The following is a 23,654-nucleotide window of genomic DNA, read 5'->3' on the forward strand; positions in this document are numbered from 1 at the left end:
CATGTTCGTTTTTCACATCACATATATACTATTATCGTCATAAATCAAAAAGCGCAGATGTAACTTTCTTAAATTAAATCTCTATGTAAGAGGTAACTTTCCGCCAATATTATGACGTTAATTTCCCACAAACTCAAAGTATGTTCTTCGTAATTTTCCCAAAACTAATGAAAGGAGCAGAGTGCATGCAGAAGGATTTAAATCGTAGTATGCCGTCATTATATGATTAATATTGCCATCATATGGGGCCTTATCTTTCTATTCATTCTACAACCTGGCATCGCACATGAAGGAGCGGAAATCGGAGCGCGACTTTTTATAAGTGCATTACTCCCTTATTTGCTTCCCTATATTATTTTAACGCAGTGGTTATTAAAAACTTCCGCCGCAAACACCGATAAGGCTACTTGGAAAAGATATGTGAAAGCATATATTCTAGGTTCCTTTGGGGGATTCCCAGTCGGTGCGGTCACAGTTTCTGAAATGACAAAAAGAAATGAAATATCAACAAAACAAGGCGGACTTTTATTAGCAGCTTGCCATGCACCTGGTCCAATGTTCATTATAGGGTTTGTTGGTACCGAATTATTCGGTGATATTCGTAAAGGTTGGATGTTATTAATCGCTATTCATGTCGTCAACATATTATTTTTCTTGCTTATATCCCTTTTTTTAAACTCGAAAACAAAGTTGCCCAAGGCTAATCTTCCTCCCCCAACAAAAAGGAGTGGAATTCCACTTTTAGATGCAATAAAAGACAGTTCGAACGTCATTATTCTCGTTGCAACCACTGTCATTTTTTTCTCATCACTTGGTGCAGTTTTAGCAAATCTTGTTGCGACTACACTGGATTTCGATACAGGGATTACTCAAACCATTCTTTTATCAGTGTTTGAAATGACTGCAGGCGTCCAGGAGGCTACCGTCCATTTAAGCCATTTTACTTTATTCCCTTTGCTCATTGCCGCAATTATTTCTGTTAACGGTTTGAGTATCCATATGCAAGTGGCCGTTATCGCAAAGTCCACTAACCTTTCGTTACGCCCGTATATTCTGGGGCGATTATGGAGCATTCTTCTCGTACCCATTGTCTTTTATTTTTTATTGTAAAAAGTAGAAGGCTATCATTATATTTTTTTACATGATAGCCTTTTTCTTTATGGTTTAGAAATGATAATAACTTGGGCTGTAGATAATTACATAGCTGTCGCATCTAAGCCGGCACCTTACGCTTTTGTTAGTGCTGCTTTTCGAATTTTTCATTTAATGCGAGTTCTACTTCTTTAGGAACTAACTCCGAAATGTTTCCACCATATTTGGCAACTTCTTTAACAATGCTAGAACTTAGAAATGAATATTGGTTTTTTGTCATAATAAAAAATGTTTCAATATCTTCGTCGAGTACTCGGTTCATCGATGTGATTTGCATTTCATACTCAAAGTCAGTGACAGCCCGCAAACCTCTCACGACTGCTACCGCACCAACACTTTCTGCATAATTAATCATAAGTCCATTGGACGAGGCCACTTGGACATTCGGCAAGTTTGCAGTCGCTTTTTCAATTAACGTTACTCTCTCCTCTACCGTGAATAATGAATTTTTAGCAGAGTTATTCATAATGACAACATTTACCTTATCAAAAACTTTAGATGCCCTTGTAATAATATCCAAATGACCATTCGTAATCGGATCAAAACTCCCTGGAACAACAGCTAATTTAGACATTTTCAAACCTCATTTCCCATAAATTGTTAGCGCGATATTTCCATATGTATTTGTTTTTTTTAATTGGAATTCACCATAGCACGCTGATAATTTCACTGCTTTATCATGTTCACAAATAATAAGTGCTTGTGCGGAGAGAAGATCTAGGTCTACAGCTTCCTGTGCTAGATCATAGAACTTTTCTTGTGCATAAGGAGGATCAATAAATAAAAAATCGATTTTTTTATTTTGCTTACTTAGAAGTTTAAAAGCATTTCGGGCATCAGTTTTTTGAATATGGACTTTCTGTTCATATTGACATTTCTCACTATTTGAACGAATGATTTCGCAAGCCGCTCGATTTTTCTCAAAAATAAACGCCTCGTCTGCCCCCCTAGACAGCGCTTCTAGTGACAGTGCACCACTTCCTCCAAATAACTCTACAACAACCCCCCCATCAAAAAAAGGCCCGATTATATTGAACATAGATTCTTTTACTTTATCTGAAGTCGGACGAGTATTTTCGCCCTTTAAAGATTTTAAAGGTAACCCCCTGCGTTCTCCTGCTATGATTCTCATTCAACTCTCTCCTTCACTTAAGTATTGCGATTGGCGTAATTTCAATAACCTTTGATGTTTTCTCAATTTCAAGTTGGAATATCCTTATCATGGCAGTCTCTACAAAATAAAACTCATCTTCTATCCGTTCAAATGGCATAGATGCAGTAGCGTATCTTTTTTGATTATAAACATAAAAATGTTCTCGCATCGGAAAGCGGTACTTTCTCGAAGCATTTTCGATGTATAGAGAGTGATCATTCACAGTAACTGTATAACCTAGTCTTTTCATCACTTCCGAAATTGGATAATACACTTGACTATTCATGACAATCGCATGCTTCTCTAACTTCCCCGTTCCTGAAACAACAATATCTTGAGGACTTTCCAGTATAAAGGGGTATGGTTGCCCATCAAGTTGACTATTTTTCGTGAAAAAAGATGTCCGGTATCCTGTTACTTGTTCAAAAACTTGGTTTAACACACCCGCATTTAATACTTGGCCACGTCTTGCTTTAATTTCAACTGTGAGTTTTTCTATTTCCGCCGAAGTTAGCTGACTCTGTAAAACCTTATAGGCATTGCGAGATGACTCAGCGCCCATTTCCTCATTTAAAATAAAGGAGGCTGCAATTTCTACAGCAAATGTATCTTCGGAAGATGTTATATACAGTTTATCAATTTGATTTAAAATATATTGGTGTAAGGCTATATTCATTTGTTTGTTTTCGGTGATAATAAAGCGATTTGAAGTGATTCGTTCATGTCCTTCATTTAAAATAATCGTTGAATGCGGAGCTCCTATTATGTTCATCAGGTTTTCATTTTTTTGAATTCCTTCTGGATGTTCCAACATATTCGAACCATACATCGTTACACGATCACTTGAATAAACAATATTTTGTCTTTTCTCCTGCCAGTATATATCGGTTACTGCACCTTCTCCAGTAAATAGCGTATAATCGATAAGGTCTAATCGCTTATTTCCCACTTCTCGTAAACCAGTTACCCACATGCCACCCCTATTCATTTCATCGGTAAGATGAATAACGGTGGTATTTGGATTTGCATTATGTAATGTAGCAAAAACTGATATAAACAAATTCCCCTTGACTGTAGAATCGTTTTTAGGCATCACATACGAAATAGATTGTCTCGTTTCCTCGCCTTCGGTAAAAGCGGTTACATGCTCATCCAGTCGGAAACAAGTATCCTCCCCTTCTACATGACATGTACGATACTCACTCTCTACCGGCCAAACAATTTCCAGACGATTTTGTGGTAAGTTACTAAAGTGATGGCGAATGATTAATTCATCATGTCTATTAATAATTTCAATTTCCTGATCGTATGTAAATTGATTGCCATTGCCGTTAGTAGTTGAATCGTTTGCTTCTTGATAATGCACATAGAGTAGAAGTGCGTTAATCAACAAGAGCAATACGAGTGCTGTTGTCATTTTTTTCAAGTACACACCTCCACCTATGCCCACTTCCAACTCGTTTCAAATAAAGTTTTCATTATTTATGTAATAAGGAAAGTTCATCGGCTTTTTTATGACTATCCAAACTAGCCTAACCAATCCCCGTTCTTTAAAGACCGGCTTTATAATCATATTCCTTCGCTTTATCTGGTTTAGCATTTTCATAAGTTGTCTTTAAAAAAGGGCGATAAGAAGGTACGACTCTTTTTACCGATGAAAGTTGCCTCACTTTTTTCATAACAGTTTCAACGTCTTCCTGATTACAATAAAGGACTACATATTTCATTTTTCTTGATATATAATGGACATGTCCATATTTTCTAAGTGACTTTGCTTGTCTTAAATTATGCAAATAAATAATTATTCCTTGTCGACTAATCATCTTTTTTCCCTCTTTTCCTACACACTACAATACCATATGTCTGAAAAGAGCTGCAACTACAATAAAAAACTATACATGGCATTTCATTGTTATGAATAAACTTTACTCGAACGATTTATTCATCAATGATCATCGAGGATTATCAATAATCATCGATAATCCCAGATAATCCCAGATGATCACGGTTAACAAAGGAGGAACTATCTTGAGAAGAAAAATAAATGTCGCTCTGACCGTTGGAGCTGCGGGCATTGCTGCCTGGGCTACTTCTAAAGTTGTAACTAAGTCAATCCCTCGCACCGAAAAGAAGGCATTACAATTTGAAAAACCAATCGTCTTAGCTAACCGTGGTGGCCTACTAGAAGCGCCTGAACATACGAACGCAGCTTTTACGCATGCAGCCTCGCTTGGCGTCCATGGTTTTGCAGTTGATATCCGTTTAACAAAAGATGAGCAGATTGTCGTATTTCATGATGAATATGTGAATCGAACTACAAATTTCGAAGGGAAATTAGCAGATTATACGTTGAGCGAATTAAAAGAAGCCGACGCTGGCTATCACTTTGAAGATAAACTCGGAGAATGTTCTTATAGAGGGAAAGGTGAAACAGTCTTATCTCTTAAAGAGCTACTAGAGCAATTTCCCCACCTGTTTATTTGTATTAACATTCAAGAAACGCCTGATACATATGAGGGAAGCTTAATTCCTTCAAAGTTATGGTATCTTATCGAAGAATTGGGTGCCGAAGACCGCCTTGCTGTTACAAGCGCTTATGATGAGCAAGTTGATCGATTTAATTTGTATGCACAAAACCGGATTGCTATCGGAGCGGGAAATCGTGAAATCAAAAAAGCCTATACTACTTACACAAGCCAATTCGGACATCTTTACCAACCAAATACTGATTTGTTTTGTTGTCCCCAAAAGATGGGGGTATTCTCAATCGGGAGAGTTGGATTTATCAATTTCTTATCGAAATTAAATATTCCTATCTATTTTAAAGGTGTCGATAAACCTGATAATATTACATCTCTTATCAATGCAGGCGCTGCTGGCTTTATTACTGACCAACCATCCGTCATTATGAAAACAATCCAAACTCACGTAGTGGAATAATTAAAAAATGCCGGACTTACGAAAATGTAAGTTCAGCATTTTTAGTTAAGCCGAGCAAGAACAGCCTCCACCAGTACCGCAGCCGCCTCCGCAAGATGAACCTGTAAAGAAACCATTTCCTGTCGGCACTTTTACTGATTCCGAAACCGTCTTTCCAATAATCATTCCGATTTCATCGAATAGTTGTTGCACATCGTTTTCTGCAAGACGAAGCGCAGCTACTTGTTCATTTAAGTCCAACTCTCTTTTACGCAATCGGATATCTTTCATCACAGTTTGATAATCTGGATGGTACCGCCCAAACCGTTGCACCTCTTCGTAACGTTCTTTTAGTCTGGTAAATTCTTTTATCGATTTTACAAGAACATCATTCGAATAAACAGCTTCCCGGGCTTTATTATATTCTTCAACGACCTCAGACGAAGCCATGATTTTAATAAGTTCTTCCGCATGTTCGATGATGGTTAGCCATTCATCAGTGATTAGCATTAGATACATCCCCTCCACTCTCCCTTAATCATAACAGATTAATTTGAGTTCGTGAATGGACAAGGCTTAATTATATATTCGCCAATAAGGCCTGCTCTGCTATTTCAACGTCAGAAAATGGGAGTATTTCCTCCCCAATATGTTGGGTTTTTTCATGTCCTTTCCCTGCAATTAAAACGATATCCCCCGCTGACGCATTGGCAATTGCACGTTGAATCGCTTTAGCTCTATCGATTTCTACTTGGACATTGGGACTTTCCGAGACAAATCCTGCTGTAATATCTTGAATAATGGCTAAGGGATTTTCATTTCTTGGATTATCAGAAGTTACCAAGACAGTAGAAGAATAGAATGCCGCGATTTCCCCCATCTCTTTTCTTTTTCCTTTATCTCGATTCCCGCCACAGCCAAAAACAGTAATAATCCTCTCTCGACATTCTTTTGCGAGTGATTGTAATACAATTTTTAATGCATCAGGCGTATGCGCATAGTCGATAATAACTGTTACGCCATTACGCTCTATCCTTTGCATTCGGCCCTCAGGTAATGATAATAAACGTGTATTAGTTAAAATATCCTTCAATGGAAAAGAGAGGATGTGCAAGGCGCTTATTGCTGCTAATGCATTCATTTGATTAAACATTTCAAAAACCGGGAGTGTTAATTCATAGTCATAAGAAGATATTTTTACTTGATAAGCTCCGTTTTCATTGATTAGTCGGATGTCTGCCGTCTCTCCCGTGCCGAAAAAAGTAATCGGTTTCGTAGCATTTTTTATCATGTCAATACATGCATCATCATCACGATTCACAACAAGATGTTTTGCCATGTGAACTAGCTTTTGCTTTGCTTGAATATATGCTTCTTTACTTCCGTGTTCATCATAATGGTCAGCACCTACATTTAGTAAAATACCAATATCAATCTCACAATCCTCCAACCGATTGGTGGATAGTCCGAGCGAAGAAGCTTCCATGACGATATGCGTAATACCCTTTTCCTCACAATCTCGTAGTAACGGATGAAGATACTCCGCAGGTAACGTGGTCATTGATGGAATATCGTAGGTAGCCCGCACGCCATCAATAAATACGCCTAACGTTCCAATAACAGCCGCACGCACCCCTAAACCACTTAATAGTTGACCAATAAAACGGCTTACCGTCGTCTTGCCATTTGTTCCTGTTACTGCAATTATTGTTAACCGTTCTGACGGATTCCCGGATAATCTTGCACTCGCATGCGATAAAAACTTTCTGCAATCCGGAACGATGATCAACGGAGTATCACAAGATATATCAATGGATAGCGGCCTATCAAGTACAATTGCCGCTGCTCCCAGCCGAATTGCCTCTTCTATATATGAAATCCCGTCCACTTTCTCTCCTTTCCTTGCGATAAATAGGAACCCAGGTTTGACAGCTTTAGAGTTTTCGGTAACGCCCACCACTGGAACACTATATTTTGCACCAGTAAACGTACACGGCCAGTCTTTTAATAACTCTTGTAAAAGTAGCACTCGACTCCCCTTCCCGAACATTTTGTCATGAAGCGAATATATTATTGAGAAAGAATCGATTAAAGCTTTAGTTGAGAAATTGAATAAGAATTGATTTAACACCTATTCAGTTCCGACAAGATGAATTCCTTCTGAATTGAAGTTTCAATTTATCGTATGAAAATGATGTTTCGAATGACACGAAGAAAGTTGGGGGACTTTTATGATTGTGCAAAAATTTGGCGGAATCGCCATGCAAAATGAAGAAATGAGAAACTTCTGTATGAACCACATACAAGATGGCATTAAACAGTATAAAAAAATCGCCGTCGTCGTATCTGCAATTGGTCGATTAGGGGACCCATATGCAACGGACAGCCTAATTAATCTTTCCGAAGCCTTTGCATCGGATTACGTCGCTCGAGACCTTGTAGCGTCCTGTGGTGAACTTATAGCATCTGCTGTCCTGTCAGCCGAATTGCATCAGTTCGGGGTATCCAATACAGTTCTCCACGGCAAACAAACAGGGATATTAACAACAGGCAATTTTGGTGACGCTTCTATTGATTCCATTGACACATCCATCATTCTTAAATCCTTTGAACAAGTTGATTGTGTAATCATTCCAGGTTTCCAAGGAATGGATAAGTCAGGACACGTGATGACTTTAGGGAGGGGAGGAAGTGATTTAACAGCGGTTGCACTGGCTGATTCTCTCAACGCTTCTCACGTAGAATTTTTTAAAGATGTTCCCGGGGTATTAACAGGAGACCCTGACTTTGTTTCGGACTATGATAAATACGACTTTCTAAGTTTCGACGAATTTCTTAATCTACTTAATGGCGAAAATACAATCATTCAAAAAAGGGCAGCAGTACTTGCGAAGGAAAAAGCGATTCCATTATACGTTAGAGGAATCGCTAGTACAGAAACAGGGACTTGGATTGCAACATAAAATTTTTCAATTCGTAAACAGTTATCTTTGTCGCTTACTATCAACAGTTGATTTGATGAATGTTTGAGTGAAATAATTATTATACGCGCCAGTTCCTAAATGAGTGAAGTCTTTATCTAACATTACTTTTCGGTGATCTGTTGAGTTCATCCAACCGTGCACCGCTTCTATTGCATCGACGTAATCGAATGCGGTGTTTTCACCTGCTTTTTTATGTTCAATAGAGGCATTCTTCAGTCGACTGGACAAATTCTCTTCTTTATTCATGTCTTCTTGCAAGTTATTTTCCAATGCAAGAAACTCACTATGTTTATGCGCAAAGCTGCTTAAGAAATAATCGCCTTGTAATTCCGATACTCGATGTTTCACTCGCTGTATATTGGTTAACTCAAAGATTTGCCGCTCAATTGTCCTATCTACTTCAATTTGTAATGTAGAGGACGGGGGTTTGGAAATAAGCAATTCACCCATATACGTCATTTCATATGGTTGATGAAGCACTAATGTAGCAGGATCAATAAATCGTACACCTGCAAGTCCATTACTCTCTTTATCAATATACAGCTGTGCAAATAAATCCTTATAAATAATTAAAGGGCGGCTATGTAGATCTTCGCTATTTAACGAAAACGTATAAATATTATCTGCAACATTCACATCTACTTCGGAGCCTACAATTGTAAAACGATAAATATCACTTATATTTTGACCGATCTCAAATGGTGCAACATTCGAAGTCTCATCGGCTGTATAAAGCTGATTAACAATTCCATCGCGTGTAACACCAACCATGAGTCTTTGGTCTTTCTCATATATCCACCAATCATAATGATAATTAGATGGTTCGATACGCTTCGGCTTACCCAACACTTCAATTAAAGTGTCTACAGGCTCTCCAACATAAATAGAGATACCTTCCTCTGGACGGGCTGACTGTGGAATCGCTGAGCCTACCCCTTTATTCTCAACTGGTACCGCAGTCCCTTGCTTAACGGGTGCCTCTAGCGGTTCATTTTCTTTTACGCGCTCTCCCGTAATATAGAAAACGAGAAGAACAGCAATTAGTAGGATAGCTATTCTAAATATATTTTTCAACCAAATCCCTGCTTTCAACTAAATTTAAACAATCGTTCTATGTATCCTACAATTTTGTTAGTTTTTCTCCAGTAAAATGATATCTTTAAATAATGCCATCATCTATTCCCATCGACACAATGTTGTCATTGCAACTATCATGAAATTGTTCTATTATGGATAGGTATAGTGTATTTTCTGGATAATCGATAAAAGGAGGATTCAATCTATGTATATTGAAAATACTGGCATTGAAAATATCGTTTCGGATTTATTCATACTTGACGAAATTATGCTACAACACGATTTAATTCGTGGTGGACAATGGGACTACGAGCGCGTTACATATGATAAAAAGTATACGCTTAAAGAAGGTACTTTTTACTTACGCGTTTTCGGCTTCGCAACAGAAGGCGATGTCGACGCACGTGACGCAATTATCCAACTTAAAAAACCTGTGATTGGGAAGCACTACTACCCATTTGGCGTAGAATATGGTGAAGACGAACATTTCCCTAAAAGCCTAATCAAAGATTGTGAAACAACACTTAAGAAAGTTTTAGTTGCATTAGAAAAACATAATTTAAAGACAGTTTAATTTTTCGATAACCGAAGAACCTCAAGTTCTTCGGTTTTTTAGTAAATAAAAGTGTATCCTCATACATACTTAAAAATATCTATTCAAATCTAAATAATTGGTTATAATTAAGGTAACAAGAATTACTGGAGGAATGGTCATTGTCCAAATGGTTTACTAAACGTAATTTCATCATATTACTAAGTGTTATATTCATTATACTAATTTTCCTATATATTATCCCAGTTTCCTTACCAATTATTTTTGCGCTTCTTACAGCATTACTAATCGATCCCCTTGTTAGACTCGTAGAAAAGCAATTTAAATGGAATCGTAAACCAGCTGTTATCTCAGTTTTCATCTTTATTTTAGCAATTATCTCTTCGCTATTATATTATACTGTTACTCGTCTTATAGGAAAGATAATCGACTTTACGCACGCAGCTCCTGGTCATTTCAATACATTATCCGGCTTTTGGATTGATATGCAAAATAAACTATTCCAATATACAGCGGGCATGCCAACAGAAGTTATTGAATCCATACAGGAATCGTTCAAAAATATATTTGACTCGATAAGAATAGCCATCCTTGAATTGTTGAGCTATGATAAAATTACTTCACTCCTAACTGACGTGCCTAACTTTCTTGTTAGTTTAATCGTCTTCATAATTGCACTGTTTCTTTTTATGCTAGAATTACCAGAACTTAAGAAATTATTATTTAAGTATCTCACAAAATCTACAGAAAAAAAAGTACGATTTATGGTGACAAAACTAAATTCAATTCTATTTGGATTTGTGAAAGCGCAATTTCTTGTGAGTCTAATTATTTTCGCTGTTACACTTGTTGGACTCTTATTAATAAAACCTAAATACGCCATCATTATGTCCGTCATCATTTGGATCATTGATCTTATCCCTATATTGGGGTCAATCATTATTCTCGCGCCATGGGCATTATATTATTTCATAAGTGGCGATGTGGGAACAGGAACCCAACTAACAATTCTAGCAATTATTCTTCTTGTGATTCGTCGAACAGTCGAACCAAAAGTAATGGGGTCCCAAATTGGTCTAAAACCATTACCAACCCTAATTGCAATGTTCATCGGCTTAAAACTTATGGGCTTTCTTGGTTTCTTTATTGGTCCGCTTGTTGTTATTTTATTTACTACAGCACGCGAAGCAAACATCATTCGCGTTAATTTCAAAATTTAATAGGGACAATCGCTTTATAAGACTAAAAAGTAGAGGAATTCTCCCTCTACTTTTTATTTATTCCTATTTTTAACTGTTTGCTCGTAATTCTTGATGTTTTAATAACTCTTGTCTCGTAATTTCATCAGCATTATTACGTTCTTCATTTGCCCACGTAAAGAAGATTTTCCCGATAACAAATATATAAATCATTTCCTGTGCAACCTTCATTAAAATACCACCAAGCTGTTGGTCATATAAAGAAGACATACTTGTAAACATTTCAGGTCCGGAGATTCCAAGACCAGATAGTCCCGCTAGCGTTCCAGGCGGTACACAGAGTGCCATGGCTTGCAACCATGCATCTCCGTTTGTATATGTATCGTACACAGCTACGTCCGCAAAAATGATTAATGTACAAGCAGGTGTGATTAGGATAGCACTTAATACAACGTATCCAATTTTCTTTAAACCGTGTAATTTTGGTTGTCCTTCCAGTGTATTCACAAGTGGCCACCATAGAAATATCGCCGACATGAAAATAGTAGCAGTAAACATTCCATGCAAAATTAAGTTTAACTTAACATTGTCAAGTATTAACGGGTAATGATAAGCTGAAAATAAAAAACTAAACATAAATAAACTAATAAGCGGCTTTGTGAAGAGGCCAAAGAGTACATCGATAATCTTCACTTCCAATAACCTTGCCCATACCCAATTTGGTATCCCCATAATCAATAACGGCGCAACACCTAATAATAGAAACGCCATTTGAGTCATGTGTACGGAGAATAAGATATGCCCCAACAAATCGACCGGAGAACCTTTTAAAATATAAAGAAGTATCATTCCACTTAAAAAAAAGATTACTTGCTTACGCGTTAAAGCGGTGGAATTTTCAAACTTATGACGCCATTTAACTGTGATTAAAAAATAAATCAGTACTACCACCACTAATGACAAGAAATACCACGGACTCCATAATGCACGAAATCCAAATATACTTAAAGGCATTCACCAACACTCCTTTATAACAGTCTCTGTTCATATTATAAAGCAATACAAACCTATAACTCAATGGATGAACTATGACAAATTCAATGAATAATAAAAACTCGTACAGAAGTAGATTCTGTACGAGTTTTTTATGCGACCTATTTAACTATACAGTTTATACGTATAGTGGGTTCCACCAAACGATTGTAACGAATGTAAGAACGATTAAGAATGCTAGTAATGCTCCAGTAAACATGAACATTTCTGGTATTCCGTGCCCTTTTTCATTCATGTGCATAAAGTAGTAAAGTTGTAATCCGACTTGCACAGCAGCAAACAACAGAATGACTGGAATTACATAGAACTTAGAGAACCCGATTACATCCGCATTTGAAGCTAGTACGATCGAAAATGAAGTGAGTGTCAAGAATATCATCATTGAGAACATAATAACTTGAGCACGCATTCCTTTTCTAGCGCGAATTCTTGAAATTTCTACTTCACTTGGTGTTTTTTCATAAATTTCGATGTCCGCCATATTAACCTACCACTCCCATCAAATAGACTGCAGTGAAGATAAATACCCAGATGACGTCAATGAAATGCCAGTATAGTGAAAATGTATAATATTTTGTTGCGTTATACAAGTTCAATCCACGCTTTGCATTTCTGAAAATGAGTAACGTAATCCAAACGAGTCCAATTGCTACGTGGAAACCATGCGTCCCTACAAGTGTATAGAAAGATGAACTAAACGCACTATTCCCGTAAGTGAAACCTAGTTGTACGTAGTGAGTGAACTCATACACTTCAAGCATCAAGAAACCAAGACCTAGAAATGCTGTAATTCCTAGCCAGAGTTGCATCTTCCTGAAGTTGTAATTTCTCAGATGATACATTGCATAAACACTTGTTAATGAAGATGTTAATAATAGCATCGTCATAACAAATACAAGCGGTAATTCATAAAGCTCTTGTGTCGAAAACTCGAGACCAGCTGGCCCTTTGTTTTTTAATGCTAAGTATGTTGCAAATAGCGTAGCAAACAAAATTACTTCTCCGCCAAGGAAAAGCCAGAAACCAACAAATTTATTTTTCGCCTCAAATGTAGCTGTTTCCGGGTTATCAGGCCAAGTCTCAGGGGTGAATTTCTTATTCAAATCCATTATTTTTGACCCCCTTCACGCTTCATATCCCTTAAGATTTCTTCTTTAGGAACATAGTATCCTAAATCATCTTTTACAGAACGAATTGACATTGTAACAAAAGTCCAGAACAGACCGAACACTAGAAGTGATAGTCCCCAAGACGTTTCCAAACGGAACATTGCTCCGAATCCTGCCATAAATAATCCAAATGACATTAAGAACGGAATAATTGAACCATGTGGCATATGAATATCTTGTAGCGGAACTGCCGGTGTAACACCTGATTTGTTACCTTCTGACTTTTCAATCCATACAGTATCCAATCCACGCACAAGTGGTGTTTGTGGGAAGTTATAGTAAACCGGTGGTGATTGAGTTGCCCACTCAAGTGTACGACCATCGCCCCACGGGTCATTTCCGACACGCTCATTCTTAACTGTTGTGATGATAATGTTGATCACAAGAACAATTACACCAACCGACATAAAGAATGCACCAACTGTACTAATATAGTTTGCTGCATTCCAACCCTGTCCATCCATGTACGTAAATACGCGTCGTGGCATTCCCCAGAATCCTAACCAGTGTTGGATAAGGAATGTCATATGGAATCCGATAAAGAATGTCCAGAATGTTAACTTTCCAAGACCTTCGCTCAACATTGTACCGAACATTTTCGGCCACCAGTAGTGAGTAGCAGCTAAAATACCGAGTACGACACCACCAACAATTACATAGTGGAAGTGAGCGACGATGAAGTATGAGTCATGCAATTGGTAATCAAGTGGTGCTGCACCTTGCATAATTCCTGTTACTCCACCCATTACGAATGATGGGATAAATGCGATTGCATAGAGCATTGGTACTGTAACTTTAATGCTACCGCCCCACATCGTCAGTAACCAGTTAAAAATCTTCACACCCGTAGGTACGGCAATTGCCATCGTCGCAACTGCGAAAATTGCGTTTGCTGTTGACCCTAAACCAACCGTGAACATGTGGTGAGCCCAAACCATAAATCCTAAGAAACCAATAAGTACTGTTGCAAAAACCATTGAAGTATATCCGAACAAACGCTTTCTCGCAAATGTTGGGAATATTTCAGAGAAAATACCGAAAGCCGGTAAGATTAAAATATAAACTTCAGGGTGACCAAATATCCAGAAAATATGCTCCCAAATAATTGTGTTTCCACCCATTGTATGGTCGAAGAAATTACCACCAAATAGTCTATCGAATGTTAAGAAGAACAACCCAATTGTAAGTGGTGGGAATGCGAATAAAATCATTGCCGATGCGATAAACGTAGTCCATGTGAATAGTGGCATACGCATATACGTCATTCCCGGTGCACGCATGTTAATGATCGTTACAAGGAAGTTAATCCCCGACATTAACGTACCTCCACCTGCAATTTGTAAACCGATAGAGTAAAAGTCAACACCATGTCCTTCAGACGTGATTGCTAATGATGTATAAGAAGTCCAACCAGCATCAGGTGCTTGCCCCATAAACCATGAAATGTTTAAGAACAATCCACCGAAGATAAACATCCATAACCCTAGTGAGTTAATGAATGGAAACGCTACGTCACGTGCACCGATTTGCAGTGGCATAATCGCGTTCATAAAACCGAATAATATAGGCATGGCTGCAAGGAAAATCATCGTCGTTCCATGCATCGTAATTAACTGGTTAAATAACCCAGCACTAATCAGGTCGCTATTTGGGTGAAGAAGTTGAATACGAATAAGTACTGCTTCAATTCCACCGAGTACGAAGAAGAATCCTCCACCTAGCAAATAAAGGATACCTATCTTCTTATGGTCAACTGTCGTCAACCAGTCCCATAGCCAGGCGCCAAAGCCTTTCTTTTGAGCAACTGAACTCACTTGTTTTACCTCCTCTACAATTTCAAGTTACATTACTTTTCTACTGATAATCCCATTAGGTAGCCTGCTAATGCATCCAATTCTGCATCTGATAAATGGTCGAATGCCGGCATCGTATTACCTGGTTTGTATTTCTGCGGATCTTTAATCCATTCTTTCAGTGATTTTTCATCGTGGTCCATGAAACCTGCAACGCGGTTACGATCACCAAATGTTGTTAAGTTTGGCCCAACAGCACCTGAATGCTCAACCCCCAAGTAAGCTGGATCGCCAACGCCACTTACTGCGTGACATGAAATACAACTTTCCGCAAAGAGTGCTTCTCCTTGGTCTGCAGATGCCTTATCTGCTGTAGCACCTTCTGTCGCTTGCATTGCAAGAACCCAATCATCAAACTCAGCACGTGTTAATGTTTTAACTTTAAAGTCCATCAAAGCGTGTGATGGTCCGCAAAGCTCAGCACATTTCCCGAAGAAAACGCCTTCTTCAAGATCGCGTGAATCCTTTTCAAAAATCAAGTAAAACTTGTTAACGTTTTCAACGTTGTTATCAAGCTTACCGCCGACTGCCGGAATCCAAAATGAGTGTTTTACGTCCGCAGCGATTAGGTTGAAGTATACTTTTTCATCCATTGGAACAACTAACTCTTGCGCTGTAGTAACACCTAATTCTGGATAGTCAAACTCCCACCAGTATAGTTTCGCCGTTACATCAACGACCAAATTTTCAGCATTGCCATCATCATCTACTGCACCCATTGCAGAAACATTACCTAACTTATAAGTATAGTAAACTGTTGGCACTGCTAGCAAAAGAACTAAAAGAATTGGAATAACTGTCCAAACAAGCTCTAACACGTTACTTCCTTCAACTTGCTCAGGAACATGATCTTCACCAAGCTTCGAACGTCTGAAGCGGAGTAGAGCTATTACGTAGATAATTACAACTACTAGTATTACGAATAACATAATTCCCGAAGATAATAGCAACAAGTTAAACTGGTCTTTCGCAACTTCACCTGCTGGAAGAAGTGTAGAGATTTCCTCCTGACCGCAACCTGCAAGGAAAATAGTAAGCGCTGTTAGTAATGTAAATAGTCGCCACTTTTTAAGTCCTTTCATCATCGCCTAATCATACCTCTCTTTCAATTAATATCTTGATAAGTGCAGGGATAAATTACCCCTATTTATATGAATTCCTATTTAAAAGAAAGAATTCCAATGAGATAGCGTTAAACAAATAACGAGAATATAATAATTGATACAAACAAGATTGTCATATAGTTAAGTGAGTAAACAAACATTCCTGTCGCCCACTTCAAATCATCCTTCGCTTTAAATCCTCTGATTGCAAAGTAAGCCCAACCAATATTTAATATCGTAGCGAGTATCATAAACACAATTCCTAAATCAGCTAATAATAATGGTAACGGAAATAAGAGAAGCACCCAGCCTAACATCGAAACTTTCGTTCTAGTAAACCCTTTTACAACTGGTAGCATCGGTATATTCGCCGCGCGATACTCTTCTGTACGTCTCATTGCAAGTGCATAAAAATGAGGCGGTTGCCAAATAAACATTATCAAAAACAATGCCCATGCCCCTGCCCCGAGTGTCGGCTCAACTGCTGCCCAACCTATTAAGGGAGGAATTGCACCAGAAATACTTCCAACAACTGTATTACTCACATGTTTTCTTTTAGACCACATTGAATAGAGTACTACATAGCTGAATACCCCGGCAAGTCCCCAAAGCCCGGCAGTTGTAGATGCAGAGAATAATAATAACTCTCCGATGGCAATGAATGTAAGCGCAAGTGCCAACACAGCCGAAGCGTTGAATCGTCCAGTCACTGTCGGTCTAGATTTTGTTCTCGACATAATTGGATCAATATCGCGGTCTATTAGATTGTTCAATGCGGCGGACCCTGCAATGATTAAGCCCGAGCCCCCTAGCGCAAATAAAAGTAAATCTAAGTTTGCTAGAAACTTTAATGGACTTAATTGCATCGCGAGAAAAAAACCAGTGAAAACAGTAATCATATTCGAATTAACTATACCAATCTTAATTAGTGCTAAGAAATCTTGAAATACTGTTGTCGTTTTTTCCGCGGCCGCAGAATCAACCGTTGCCGATATTATACGACCGTTTGACATATTCCCCCACCTTTCGTCTTTTTTCAAATTAACTTCTTATATACTTCACTATATCGAAAATTAGAGAAAATTTCTATACTAAAACAAAAAATCTCAAGGAACTGCGCTTTTCATCGACATAATTGTCACAATCCATACTCTATAATAAAGCATTTCTACTAATCAATTGTGAAGTTGAGAGGTCTATTTGATGAACTTTTTGTGAAAATGATGTTGTACCTAATGTTTACGGTCTGTATCCGTTGTCATTTCGCCCTTCTTTCGTTATCATCATAGCTAGAGGAGTATTCATATTAAATTAACATCATTACTAAAGTAGGTGTCATTTTTTGAGATATCATAATTTTTTAAAGTGGTTTGCCGTCTCTTCAACCATTGGGATGCTGTTCATTTTACTTGGCGGTGCACTAGTTACAAAGACTGATAGCGGAATGGGATGCGGACGCCATTGGCCAGGCTGTAATGGGCAACTTATTCCAGATGTCATTACTGCAGAAGTTCTTATCGAATTTTCTCATCGCATTGTCACTGGTGTCGTTGGCATTCTAATTGTTATTTTGGCGGTTTGGTCATGGAGAGCACTCGGTCATGTACGTGAAACTAAATTTCTAGCTTTCATGGCCATATTTTTTCTAGTTTTACAAGCACTAATCGGAGCTGCCCAAGTTTTGTGGGGCCAAGGCGACTTTATTTTAGCCCTTCACTTTGGAATCTCACTGATTTCTTTTGCCTCTGTGTTATTACTAACTTTAATCGTTTTTGAAGTTGACAAAAAATACGATACACAAAACATTCGAGTTGGGAAACATCTAAAATGGCATACAATTGGCGTTACTATCTATTCTTACATAGTCGTTTATACAGGAGCACTTGTCCGTCATACAAACTCTGAACTCGTCTGTCTAGATTGGCCTTTTTGTGATAACTCAGCTATTGGATTCCCTACCCGTTTCCATGAATGGGTTCAAATGGGTCACCGTTTTGCAGCTGCACTCATTTTCATCTGGATTTTGTACATAATGGTACATGTAGTGCGGCATTATAAAGGCCAACCTGTCTTTTATTGGGGATGGATTATTTCCTTTATACTCGTCCTTGCCCAAGTGATTACAGGTGCAACCGCCATTTTCACTCAGTTAAACTTGTATATCGCATTGCTCCACTCGTTATTTATTTCACTCTTATTCGGGCTATTAACCTACATGATACTGCTCGTGTTTAGAAGTAAACGTTCTTCCTAAATAATAAGGCCACCTTCACTATAAGGTGGCCTTATTTAATTTTATTGTTTTCTCGATATATTTTCTGACTTTTTCCTTCCTTGCTCTCTATCCCCTAATATTTTGGTTCTATGTCAAATGTTGGGGTGATGTGTTTTGCACGTCACCCTATTTTTATGATTTATTCTTTGACAAGTTGATTTCCGCTCCAGGTGGACGCGTTCGGCGGGGCGTGCGGTGAGCCGCTTCCTTCGCTTCGCTCCGTCCAGGGTCTCACCTGTCACGCTTCTCCCGCCCGAGTCGCCACCTTACACTCCAATCAACAGATAACCTTCTTTTATACTTTGTTCATCATCCTACTAAATGAGTGCCAATTGTTTTATATTTGATGTTTAATAAAACCTTTGCTCTCGCATGATCAAAACGTCTAAAACCATATGCGTTCCTCTTCATTACTTTTGTTTTATTATTAATTCCTTCTAAAAATCCGTTGGAGTAATTAAAGGCGAAACTATTTAAAATTTCAGGTTGCCAGTTCTTCAATGTGCGAATCGCTTTCAAGAAAGCGGGAATATTCGCGTCTTCTACCTTACGGTAAAAGGCTTTCAATCTTCTTTTGATTTCTGGCATATCATCTGATTTCTTCGCCCAATCAAACCACTCACAGTATGCTTCTTTCAGTTCATAAGCTTTCTTTAACTCATTAGAAAATCCTGTATAACGATCCAAATAGAAACGATTCTTTTCAGTTAACTGATCACTTCTTTTATACAATACAAATCGCATTCGCTTACACTTCTTTCGGTCATATGCATGCCAATCCTTTTGTACTTTTCGACGTACTTCATCAATCGCCCAATAAATATAACGACAGAAGTGAAATCGATCCGCTACGATGACAGGCCGTCCCAGTGCTTGATTGACTGCTGCTTTAAAACTTGGATTCATATCCATCACGACGAGTTCTACTCGTGATCCATATTTATAAAGATATTCCTTAATCGTATCTTTTCTTCGATTAGGTAAAATATCAATCGGTTCATGTGTATCGGCATCCGCAATGACTAATTGAAACTTGCCAGCGTCTGTATCACCTTTATATTCATCAATTGCGATTCTTTTAGGAAGTTGAGTTTTCATCGTTAAATATTCTTTGCCGCTTTTCTTAAAACGTCTCATAATTGTAGCGCTTGATGTCCCCAGGCTTTCTGCAGCTTCCTTAAAAGTCTTTGCTTTAAAAGAACGTATTTGGGCCACTTGATTCCATTCTTTTGAATAACGTTGGTATTTGTCGACAAAGGATGTGTCCTCTGAAAATCTTTTACCGCAGCCACACGCATAGCGACGACGTCGATAGAATAAAACTGTTAAACGCTCGAAAAGTTTTAAATGATTAATTTTTCTTATGCGATAATCATGAACCTTTTCGGTATAGGCATGACAAGATGGGCACTTATGAGCTTTTATGGGTAAAGATACATAGAGTGCTACTCTTTCACCAACTTCTTCTATTTTCTCAATGATTACTTCTTTTAATCCTGGGATTTTCATGTTAAAATTCATTTGCACGGGTCACCTATCCTTTACTTTTTTCTAGTCAATTAAAGTATAAAAGAATTAGGTGATCTCGTGCATATTTTTTTGCTGAATTGTTTTGAAACCCCAACATATATAATAGAACCAATATTTTTACTTAAATCATAAAAGCACTCAGAATTCGACCTAGCCGAAATTCTGAGTGCTTTTTATTAGTTAATTAGTCCGCCATTTCAATAAGAAGATCGCCTGTAGCAATCGATTCTCCAGCGGTTACATATATTGCCTTTACTGTACCGTCATACGGTGCTTGAATTGTGGTTTCCATCTTCATCGCTTCAGTTATGAGTAAGTGGTCGCCTCTTTTCACTTTCGCCCCTTCAGATACAGCAACTTGTAAAACAGTTCCTGGCATTGTTGCGCCAATATGCGCTTGATTTGAAGGATCAGCTGTCGTCTTTCTGATGACATCAGATTCCACATTGACATCTTCGATAATGACTTCACGTGGTTGACCGTTCAATTCGAAATAAATGACCCTTGTTGCATCGGATTGCGGCTCACTAATAGAAACAAGTTTAACAATTAAAGTCTTTCCTTTTTCAATTTCGACTTCAATTTCTTCGCCTAGACGCATACCATATAAAAATTCTGGTGTATCGATAACCGATACATCACCAAATTCTTGATGCATTTGTAAATATTCTCCGTACACTTTCGGATAGATTGCATAGGACAATACTTCCTGCCTTGTCGCAGGTCGATTCAGCTTTTTAGTTAAATCAGTTTGCAATTCATCAAAATCAACATCTTCAAGTAATTCGCCAGGACGAATTGTAATCGCTTCTTTATCTTTCAAGACAACTGCTTGTAATTCTTTAGGGAATCCACCATGTGGTTGTCCGATATAGCCAGCGAAAAACTCTATCACTGAGTCAGGGAAGTCAATAGACATTCCACGTTCAATTACTGAATGTTCATTAAGATCGTTTTGAACCATGAATAACGCCATATCTCCTACGACTTTTGATGAAGGTGTTACTTTTACAACATCACCGAACAATAGATTGACTCGGGAATACATTTCTTTAACTTCTTCCCAACGCTCTCCTAATCCAACTGCTCTTGCCTGTTGTTGTAAGTTTGAATATTGCCCCCCCGGCATTTCATGAACATAAATTTCAGAATGCGGACTCATCATACCGCTTTCGAAGTGCTGGTAATATTTCCGAACATCTTCCCAGTAGTGAGATAAGCTTTCTAAGCCATTTACATCTGCACGAACTTGACGCTCGTTTCCTTGCATTGCATAGTATAAAGAACTTGCCGAAGGTTGTGATGTAAGCCCTGCCATTGAACCAAGTGCAGTATCTACAATATCAACTCCTGCATCAATTGCACGCGCATACGTATAGATTCCGTTGCCACTTGTATCATGTGTATGGAGATGAATTGGTAAATCTGTTGTTTCCTTTAATTCTGAAATGAGGCGATATGCCGCTTCCGGCTTCAATAATCCAGCCATGTCTTTAATAGCCAAAATATTCGCGCCTGCCGATTCTAAGTTTTTCGCCATTTCTTTATAATATTGAACCGTATATTTATCACGCTTATCATCTAATATATCACCTGCGTAACAAATCGCCGCTTCCGCAACTTTCCCTGCTTCACGCGTTGCATCAATCGCCACTTCCATACCTTTGATCCAGTTTAAACTATCAAATATACGGAATACGTCGATTCCGGCTTCAGCTGAATTTTTAACAAACTCGCGGATGACATTGTCTGGATAGTTTGTATATCCAACCGCATTTGCCCCACGGAATAACATTTGGAACAATACATTAGGAATTTGTTCACGTAATTTAATGAGACGATCCCATGGATTTTCCTTTAAGAAACGATAAGCTACATCAAATGTCGCCCCGCCCCACATTTCCATTGAGAATAAATTATGCATGATTCTAGCTGTTTCAGGTGCAATTTCCAACATGTCTGCTGTACGCATTCTTGTTGCTAATAGGGATTGGTGGGCATCCCTAAATGTCGTATCAGTGATTAGAACATCATTTTGTTCTTTAATCCAGTTCACTAATCCCTCTGGGCCTTGCGCGTCTAATATTTGCTTCGTTCCGCTTAATGGCGCCGTCGATAAGTCGATTGCAGGCTTACGGGCATCTTGATAAACCGGCTTAGACTGCTTGTCAATTCCCGGAAAACCATTGACAGTTACGTTCCCAATATAATTTAAAATCTTTGTACCTCTATCTAACCGAGTTGGAAATTCAAATAATTCTGGTGCAGTGTCAATAAAGCTTGTGTCATAGTCGCCAATAAGGAAACTCTTATGTTTCACCACATTTCCAAGGAATGGAATGTTCGTTTTAATTCCTCGTATTCTGAACTCTTGTAAGTTACGGTCCATTTTAGCTGCCGCTTCTTTGAAAGTCATTCCCCAAGTGGATACTTTTACAAGTAGCGAATCGTAATGAGGTGTAATAACAGCACCTTGGAAACCATTTCCCGCATCTAACCGAACACCAAACCCTCCACCAGAACGATATACCATTAGTTTTCCTGTATCTGGCATAAAATCATTCAATGGATCTTCGGTTGTCACTCGAGACTGAATTGCGTAACCAAATAATGGAACGTCTTCTTGTTTAGGAATCTGAACAGTGTCGCCATGAAGGTCTTTCCCATCCGCAATATGTATTTGGGAATGCACGATATCAATACCTGTCACCATTTCTGTGATTGTATGCTCAACCTGAATGCGTGGATTTACCTCAATAAAGTAAAACGACCCATCTGCGACAAGAAATTCAACCGTTCCCGCGTTTACATAACCGATTTTTTCCATCAATTGCACAGCTGCATTACAAATTTCAACACGAAGATTGTCATCTAATGAAATTGAAGGTGCAGTTTCAACTACCTTTTGATGACGGCGCTGGATAGAGCAATCCCTTTCAAATAAATGGACAACATTCCCGTGGGTGTCTCCTAGTATCTGAACTTCTATATGCTTTGGCTTATCGATAAACTTTTCAACATACATTTCATCTGATCCAAATGCTGCTTTCGCCTCTGATTTTGCCCGGTCATATGCTTGTTTAACTTCTTCTGCAGAATGAATAATTCTCATCCCACGTCCGCCGCCGCCCAAGGAAGCCTTCACCATGATTGGGTAACCGCTCGATTCACCGAATGCTAATACATCTTCATATGAAGATACAGGACCGTCACTTCCTGGAATAACGGGTAAACCAGCTGCAATCGCTTGTTCACGTGCCTTTACTTTATCACCAAACATTTCAAGATGTGTCGATGTCGGGCCAATGAAAATAATTCCTTCTTCTTCAAGCCTTCTTGCAAATTCGGCATTTTCCGCTAAAAATCCATATCCTGGGTGAATCGCATTTGCACCGCTATTCTTCGCGATTTCAATAATTCCTTCGATGTCTAAATATGCATCAATTGGATTCTTACCTTTACCTACGAGGTAAGATTCATCCGCCTTATATCGATGGAACGAGCCACTATCCTCTGTCGAATAAATACCGACTGTTGAGATTTCTAATTCAGTACATGCTCTAAATATACGAATCGCAATTTCTCCACGATTCGCAACGAGTAATTTAGTGATTCTTTCCATCTAATTCACTTT

General features: G+C 38.4%; 21 protein-coding genes. 6 read left to right on the top strand and 15 right to left on the bottom strand.

Annotated features, from left to right (window positions below; all coding sequences use genetic code 11):
* Nucleotides 1-222: 222 nt before the first annotated feature.
* Nucleotides 223-1,110, top strand: coding sequence for a hypothetical protein (locus tag BI350_RS13015; RefSeq protein WP_075528522.1), 888 nt, complete (start codon nucleotides 223-225; stop codon nucleotides 1,108-1,110).
* A 127-nt stretch (nucleotides 1,111-1,237) separates the two neighbouring features.
* Here the strand turns inward: BI350_RS13015 and coaD are convergent, their stop codons facing one another.
* The 4 genes from coaD to BI350_RS13035 all read right to left on the bottom strand — a co-directional run bounded on the left by coaD (nucleotide 1,238) and on the right by BI350_RS13035 (nucleotide 4,128).
* Nucleotides 1,238-1,726: a pantetheine-phosphate adenylyltransferase gene (coaD, locus tag BI350_RS13020; RefSeq protein WP_075528523.1), complete on the bottom strand. Its 489-nt coding sequence runs from the start codon at nucleotides 1,724-1,726 to the stop codon at nucleotides 1,238-1,240.
* Nucleotides 1,727-1,735: 9 nt separating this feature from the next.
* Nucleotides 1,736-2,284 carry a 16S rRNA (guanine(966)-N(2))-methyltransferase RsmD gene (gene rsmD, locus BI350_RS13025; RefSeq protein ID WP_075528524.1) on the bottom strand — a complete coding sequence of 183 codons (549 nt, stop codon included), beginning with the start codon at nucleotides 2,282-2,284 and terminating at the stop codon, nucleotides 1,736-1,738.
* Between the two features lie 13 nt (nucleotides 2,285-2,297).
* Nucleotides 2,298-3,731 carry a hypothetical protein gene (locus BI350_RS13030; RefSeq protein ID WP_075528525.1) on the bottom strand — a complete coding sequence of 478 codons (1,434 nt, stop codon included), beginning with the start codon at nucleotides 3,729-3,731 and terminating at the stop codon, nucleotides 2,298-2,300.
* A 124-nt stretch (nucleotides 3,732-3,855) separates the two neighbouring features.
* Nucleotides 3,856-4,128, bottom strand: coding sequence for a YlbG family protein (locus tag BI350_RS13035; RefSeq protein WP_075528526.1), 273 nt, complete (start codon nucleotides 4,126-4,128; stop codon nucleotides 3,856-3,858).
* Between the two features lie 205 nt (nucleotides 4,129-4,333).
* On the opposite strand from BI350_RS13035, the gene BI350_RS13040 reads away from it, so the two are divergent.
* Complete coding sequence (locus BI350_RS13040) at nucleotides 4,334-5,245, top strand: glycerophosphodiester phosphodiesterase family protein (protein WP_075528527.1); 912 nt, start codon at nucleotides 4,334-4,336, stop codon at nucleotides 5,243-5,245.
* Nucleotides 5,246-5,290: 45 nt separating this feature from the next.
* Here BI350_RS13040 and BI350_RS13045 read toward each other — a convergent pair whose 3' ends face one another.
* Both BI350_RS13045 and BI350_RS13050 read right to left on the bottom strand, forming a co-directional pair.
* Nucleotides 5,291-5,734, bottom strand: coding sequence for a YlbF/YmcA family competence regulator (locus tag BI350_RS13045; RefSeq protein ID WP_075528528.1), 444 nt, complete (start codon nucleotides 5,732-5,734; stop codon nucleotides 5,291-5,293).
* A gap of 70 nt (nucleotides 5,735-5,804) precedes the next feature.
* Complete coding sequence (locus tag BI350_RS13050) at nucleotides 5,805-7,253, bottom strand: UDP-N-acetylmuramoyl-L-alanyl-D-glutamate--2,6-diaminopimelate ligase (protein ID WP_168157270.1); 1,449 nt, start codon at nucleotides 7,251-7,253, stop codon at nucleotides 5,805-5,807.
* Nucleotides 7,254-7,455: 202 nt separating this feature from the next.
* Here BI350_RS13050 and BI350_RS13055 point away from each other — a divergent pair, with 202 nt between their 5' ends.
* Nucleotides 7,456-8,187, top strand: coding sequence for an amino acid kinase family protein (locus BI350_RS13055; RefSeq protein WP_075528529.1), 732 nt, complete (start codon nucleotides 7,456-7,458; stop codon nucleotides 8,185-8,187).
* Nucleotides 8,188-8,208: 21 nt separating this feature from the next.
* On the opposite strand, the gene BI350_RS13060 is transcribed toward BI350_RS13055, so the two are convergent.
* A complete protein-coding gene (locus BI350_RS13060; protein WP_075528530.1) occupies nucleotides 8,209-9,282 on the bottom strand; it encodes a CAP domain-containing protein in 1,074 nt (357 codons plus the stop codon).
* A gap of 208 nt (nucleotides 9,283-9,490) precedes the next feature.
* Here BI350_RS13060 and BI350_RS13065 point away from each other — a divergent pair, with 208 nt between their 5' ends.
* Both BI350_RS13065 and ytvI read left to right on the top strand, forming a co-directional pair.
* Nucleotides 9,491-9,859 (top strand): YugN family protein, encoded by a 369-nt coding sequence (locus BI350_RS13065; protein ID WP_075528531.1) that lies wholly within the window; start codon nucleotides 9,491-9,493, stop codon nucleotides 9,857-9,859.
* A 140-nt stretch (nucleotides 9,860-9,999) separates the two neighbouring features.
* Nucleotides 10,000-11,058 carry a sporulation integral membrane protein YtvI gene (ytvI, locus tag BI350_RS13070; protein ID WP_075528532.1) on the top strand — a complete coding sequence of 353 codons (1,059 nt, stop codon included), beginning with the start codon at nucleotides 10,000-10,002 and terminating at the stop codon, nucleotides 11,056-11,058.
* Nucleotides 11,059-11,127: 69 nt separating this feature from the next.
* Here ytvI and ctaG read toward each other — a convergent pair whose 3' ends face one another.
* The 6 genes from ctaG to cyoE all read right to left on the bottom strand — a co-directional run bounded on the left by ctaG (nucleotide 11,128) and on the right by cyoE (nucleotide 17,228).
* Nucleotides 11,128-12,051, bottom strand: coding sequence for a cytochrome c oxidase assembly factor CtaG (gene ctaG / locus BI350_RS13075; RefSeq protein ID WP_075528533.1), 924 nt, complete (start codon nucleotides 12,049-12,051; stop codon nucleotides 11,128-11,130).
* Nucleotides 12,052-12,208: 157 nt separating this feature from the next.
* A complete protein-coding gene (locus BI350_RS13080) occupies nucleotides 12,209-12,571 on the bottom strand; it encodes a cytochrome C oxidase subunit IV family protein (protein WP_075528534.1) in 363 nt (120 codons plus the stop codon).
* A 1-nt stretch (nucleotide 12,572) separates the two neighbouring features.
* Entirely contained in the window at nucleotides 12,573-13,199 is a 627-nt protein-coding gene (locus BI350_RS13085) for a cytochrome (ubi)quinol oxidase subunit III (protein ID WP_075528535.1), read from the bottom strand.
* Nucleotides 13,199-15,073 (bottom strand): cbb3-type cytochrome c oxidase subunit I, encoded by a 1,875-nt coding sequence (locus BI350_RS13090; RefSeq protein WP_075528536.1) that lies wholly within the window; start codon nucleotides 15,071-15,073, stop codon nucleotides 13,199-13,201. The genes BI350_RS13085 and BI350_RS13090 overlap by 1 nt, the downstream gene beginning before the upstream one ends.
* Before the next feature lie 32 nt (nucleotides 15,074-15,105).
* The gene (gene coxB, locus BI350_RS13095) at nucleotides 15,106-16,197 is read right to left on the bottom strand and encodes a cytochrome c oxidase subunit II (protein ID WP_075528537.1); all 1,092 of its coding nucleotides are present in this window, start codon (nucleotides 16,195-16,197) and stop codon (nucleotides 15,106-15,108) included.
* A 107-nt stretch (nucleotides 16,198-16,304) separates the two neighbouring features.
* A complete protein-coding gene (gene cyoE, locus BI350_RS13100; RefSeq protein ID WP_075528538.1) occupies nucleotides 16,305-17,228 on the bottom strand; it encodes a heme o synthase in 924 nt (307 codons plus the stop codon).
* Nucleotides 17,229-17,608: 380 nt separating this feature from the next.
* On the opposite strand from cyoE, the gene BI350_RS13105 reads away from it, so the two are divergent.
* Nucleotides 17,609-18,469, top strand: coding sequence for a COX15/CtaA family protein (locus tag BI350_RS13105; RefSeq protein ID WP_245698347.1), 861 nt, complete (start codon nucleotides 17,609-17,611; stop codon nucleotides 18,467-18,469).
* Nucleotides 18,470-18,799: 330 nt separating this feature from the next.
* Here BI350_RS13105 and BI350_RS13110 read toward each other — a convergent pair whose 3' ends face one another.
* Both BI350_RS13110 and pyc read right to left on the bottom strand, forming a co-directional pair.
* Complete coding sequence (locus tag BI350_RS13110; RefSeq protein WP_082295076.1) at nucleotides 18,800-20,017, bottom strand: ISL3 family transposase; 1,218 nt, start codon at nucleotides 20,015-20,017, stop codon at nucleotides 18,800-18,802.
* A 187-nt stretch (nucleotides 20,018-20,204) separates the two neighbouring features.
* Nucleotides 20,205-23,642, bottom strand: coding sequence for a pyruvate carboxylase (pyc, locus tag BI350_RS13115; protein ID WP_075528541.1), 3,438 nt, complete (start codon nucleotides 23,640-23,642; stop codon nucleotides 20,205-20,207).
* Nucleotides 23,643-23,654: the final 12 nt, after the last annotated feature.

This window comes from Sporosarcina ureilytica (genome assembly GCF_001753205.1).
Lineage (GTDB): Bacteria > Bacillota > Bacilli > Bacillales_A > Planococcaceae > Sporosarcina > Sporosarcina ureilytica.

What these genes read in the sequence shown, in the direction of transcription:
- BI350_RS13015 (WP_075528522.1), top strand. Translation starts at nt 223, where the DNA reads ATGATTAATATTGCCATCATATGGGGCCTTATCTTTCTATTCATTCTA.
- coaD (WP_075528523.1), bottom strand. Translation starts at nt 1,726, where the DNA reads ATGTCTAAATTAGCTGTTGTTCCAGGGAGTTTTGATCCGATTACGAAT.
- rsmD (WP_075528524.1), bottom strand. Translation starts at nt 2,284, where the DNA reads ATGAGAATCATAGCAGGAGAACGCAGGGGGTTACCTTTAAAATCTTTA.
- BI350_RS13035 (WP_075528526.1), bottom strand. Translation starts at nt 4,128, where the DNA reads ATGATTAGTCGACAAGGAATAATTATTTATTTGCATAATTTAAGACAA.
- BI350_RS13045 (WP_075528528.1), bottom strand. Translation starts at nt 5,734, where the DNA reads ATGCTAATCACTGATGAATGGCTAACCATCATCGAACATGCGGAAGAA.
- BI350_RS13055 (WP_075528529.1), top strand. Translation starts at nt 7,456, where the DNA reads ATGATTGTGCAAAAATTTGGCGGAATCGCCATGCAAAATGAAGAAATG.
- BI350_RS13065 (WP_075528531.1), top strand. Translation starts at nt 9,491, where the DNA reads ATGTATATTGAAAATACTGGCATTGAAAATATCGTTTCGGATTTATTC.
- ctaG (WP_075528533.1), bottom strand. Translation starts at nt 12,051, where the DNA reads ATGCCTTTAAGTATATTTGGATTTCGTGCATTATGGAGTCCGTGGTAT.
- BI350_RS13080 (WP_075528534.1), bottom strand. Translation starts at nt 12,571, where the DNA reads ATGGCGGACATCGAAATTTATGAAAAAACACCAAGTGAAGTAGAAATT.
- BI350_RS13085 (WP_075528535.1), bottom strand. Translation starts at nt 13,199, where the DNA reads ATGGATTTGAATAAGAAATTCACCCCTGAGACTTGGCCTGATAACCCG.
- coxB (WP_075528537.1), bottom strand. Translation starts at nt 16,197, where the DNA reads ATGATGAAAGGACTTAAAAAGTGGCGACTATTTACATTACTAACAGCG.
- cyoE (WP_075528538.1), bottom strand. Translation starts at nt 17,228, where the DNA reads ATGTCAAACGGTCGTATAATATCGGCAACGGTTGATTCTGCGGCCGCG.
- BI350_RS13105 (WP_245698347.1), top strand. Translation starts at nt 17,609, where the DNA reads ATGCTGTTCATTTTACTTGGCGGTGCACTAGTTACAAAGACTGATAGC.
- pyc (WP_075528541.1), bottom strand. Translation starts at nt 23,642, where the DNA reads ATGGAAAGAATCACTAAATTACTCGTTGCGAATCGTGGAGAAATTGCG.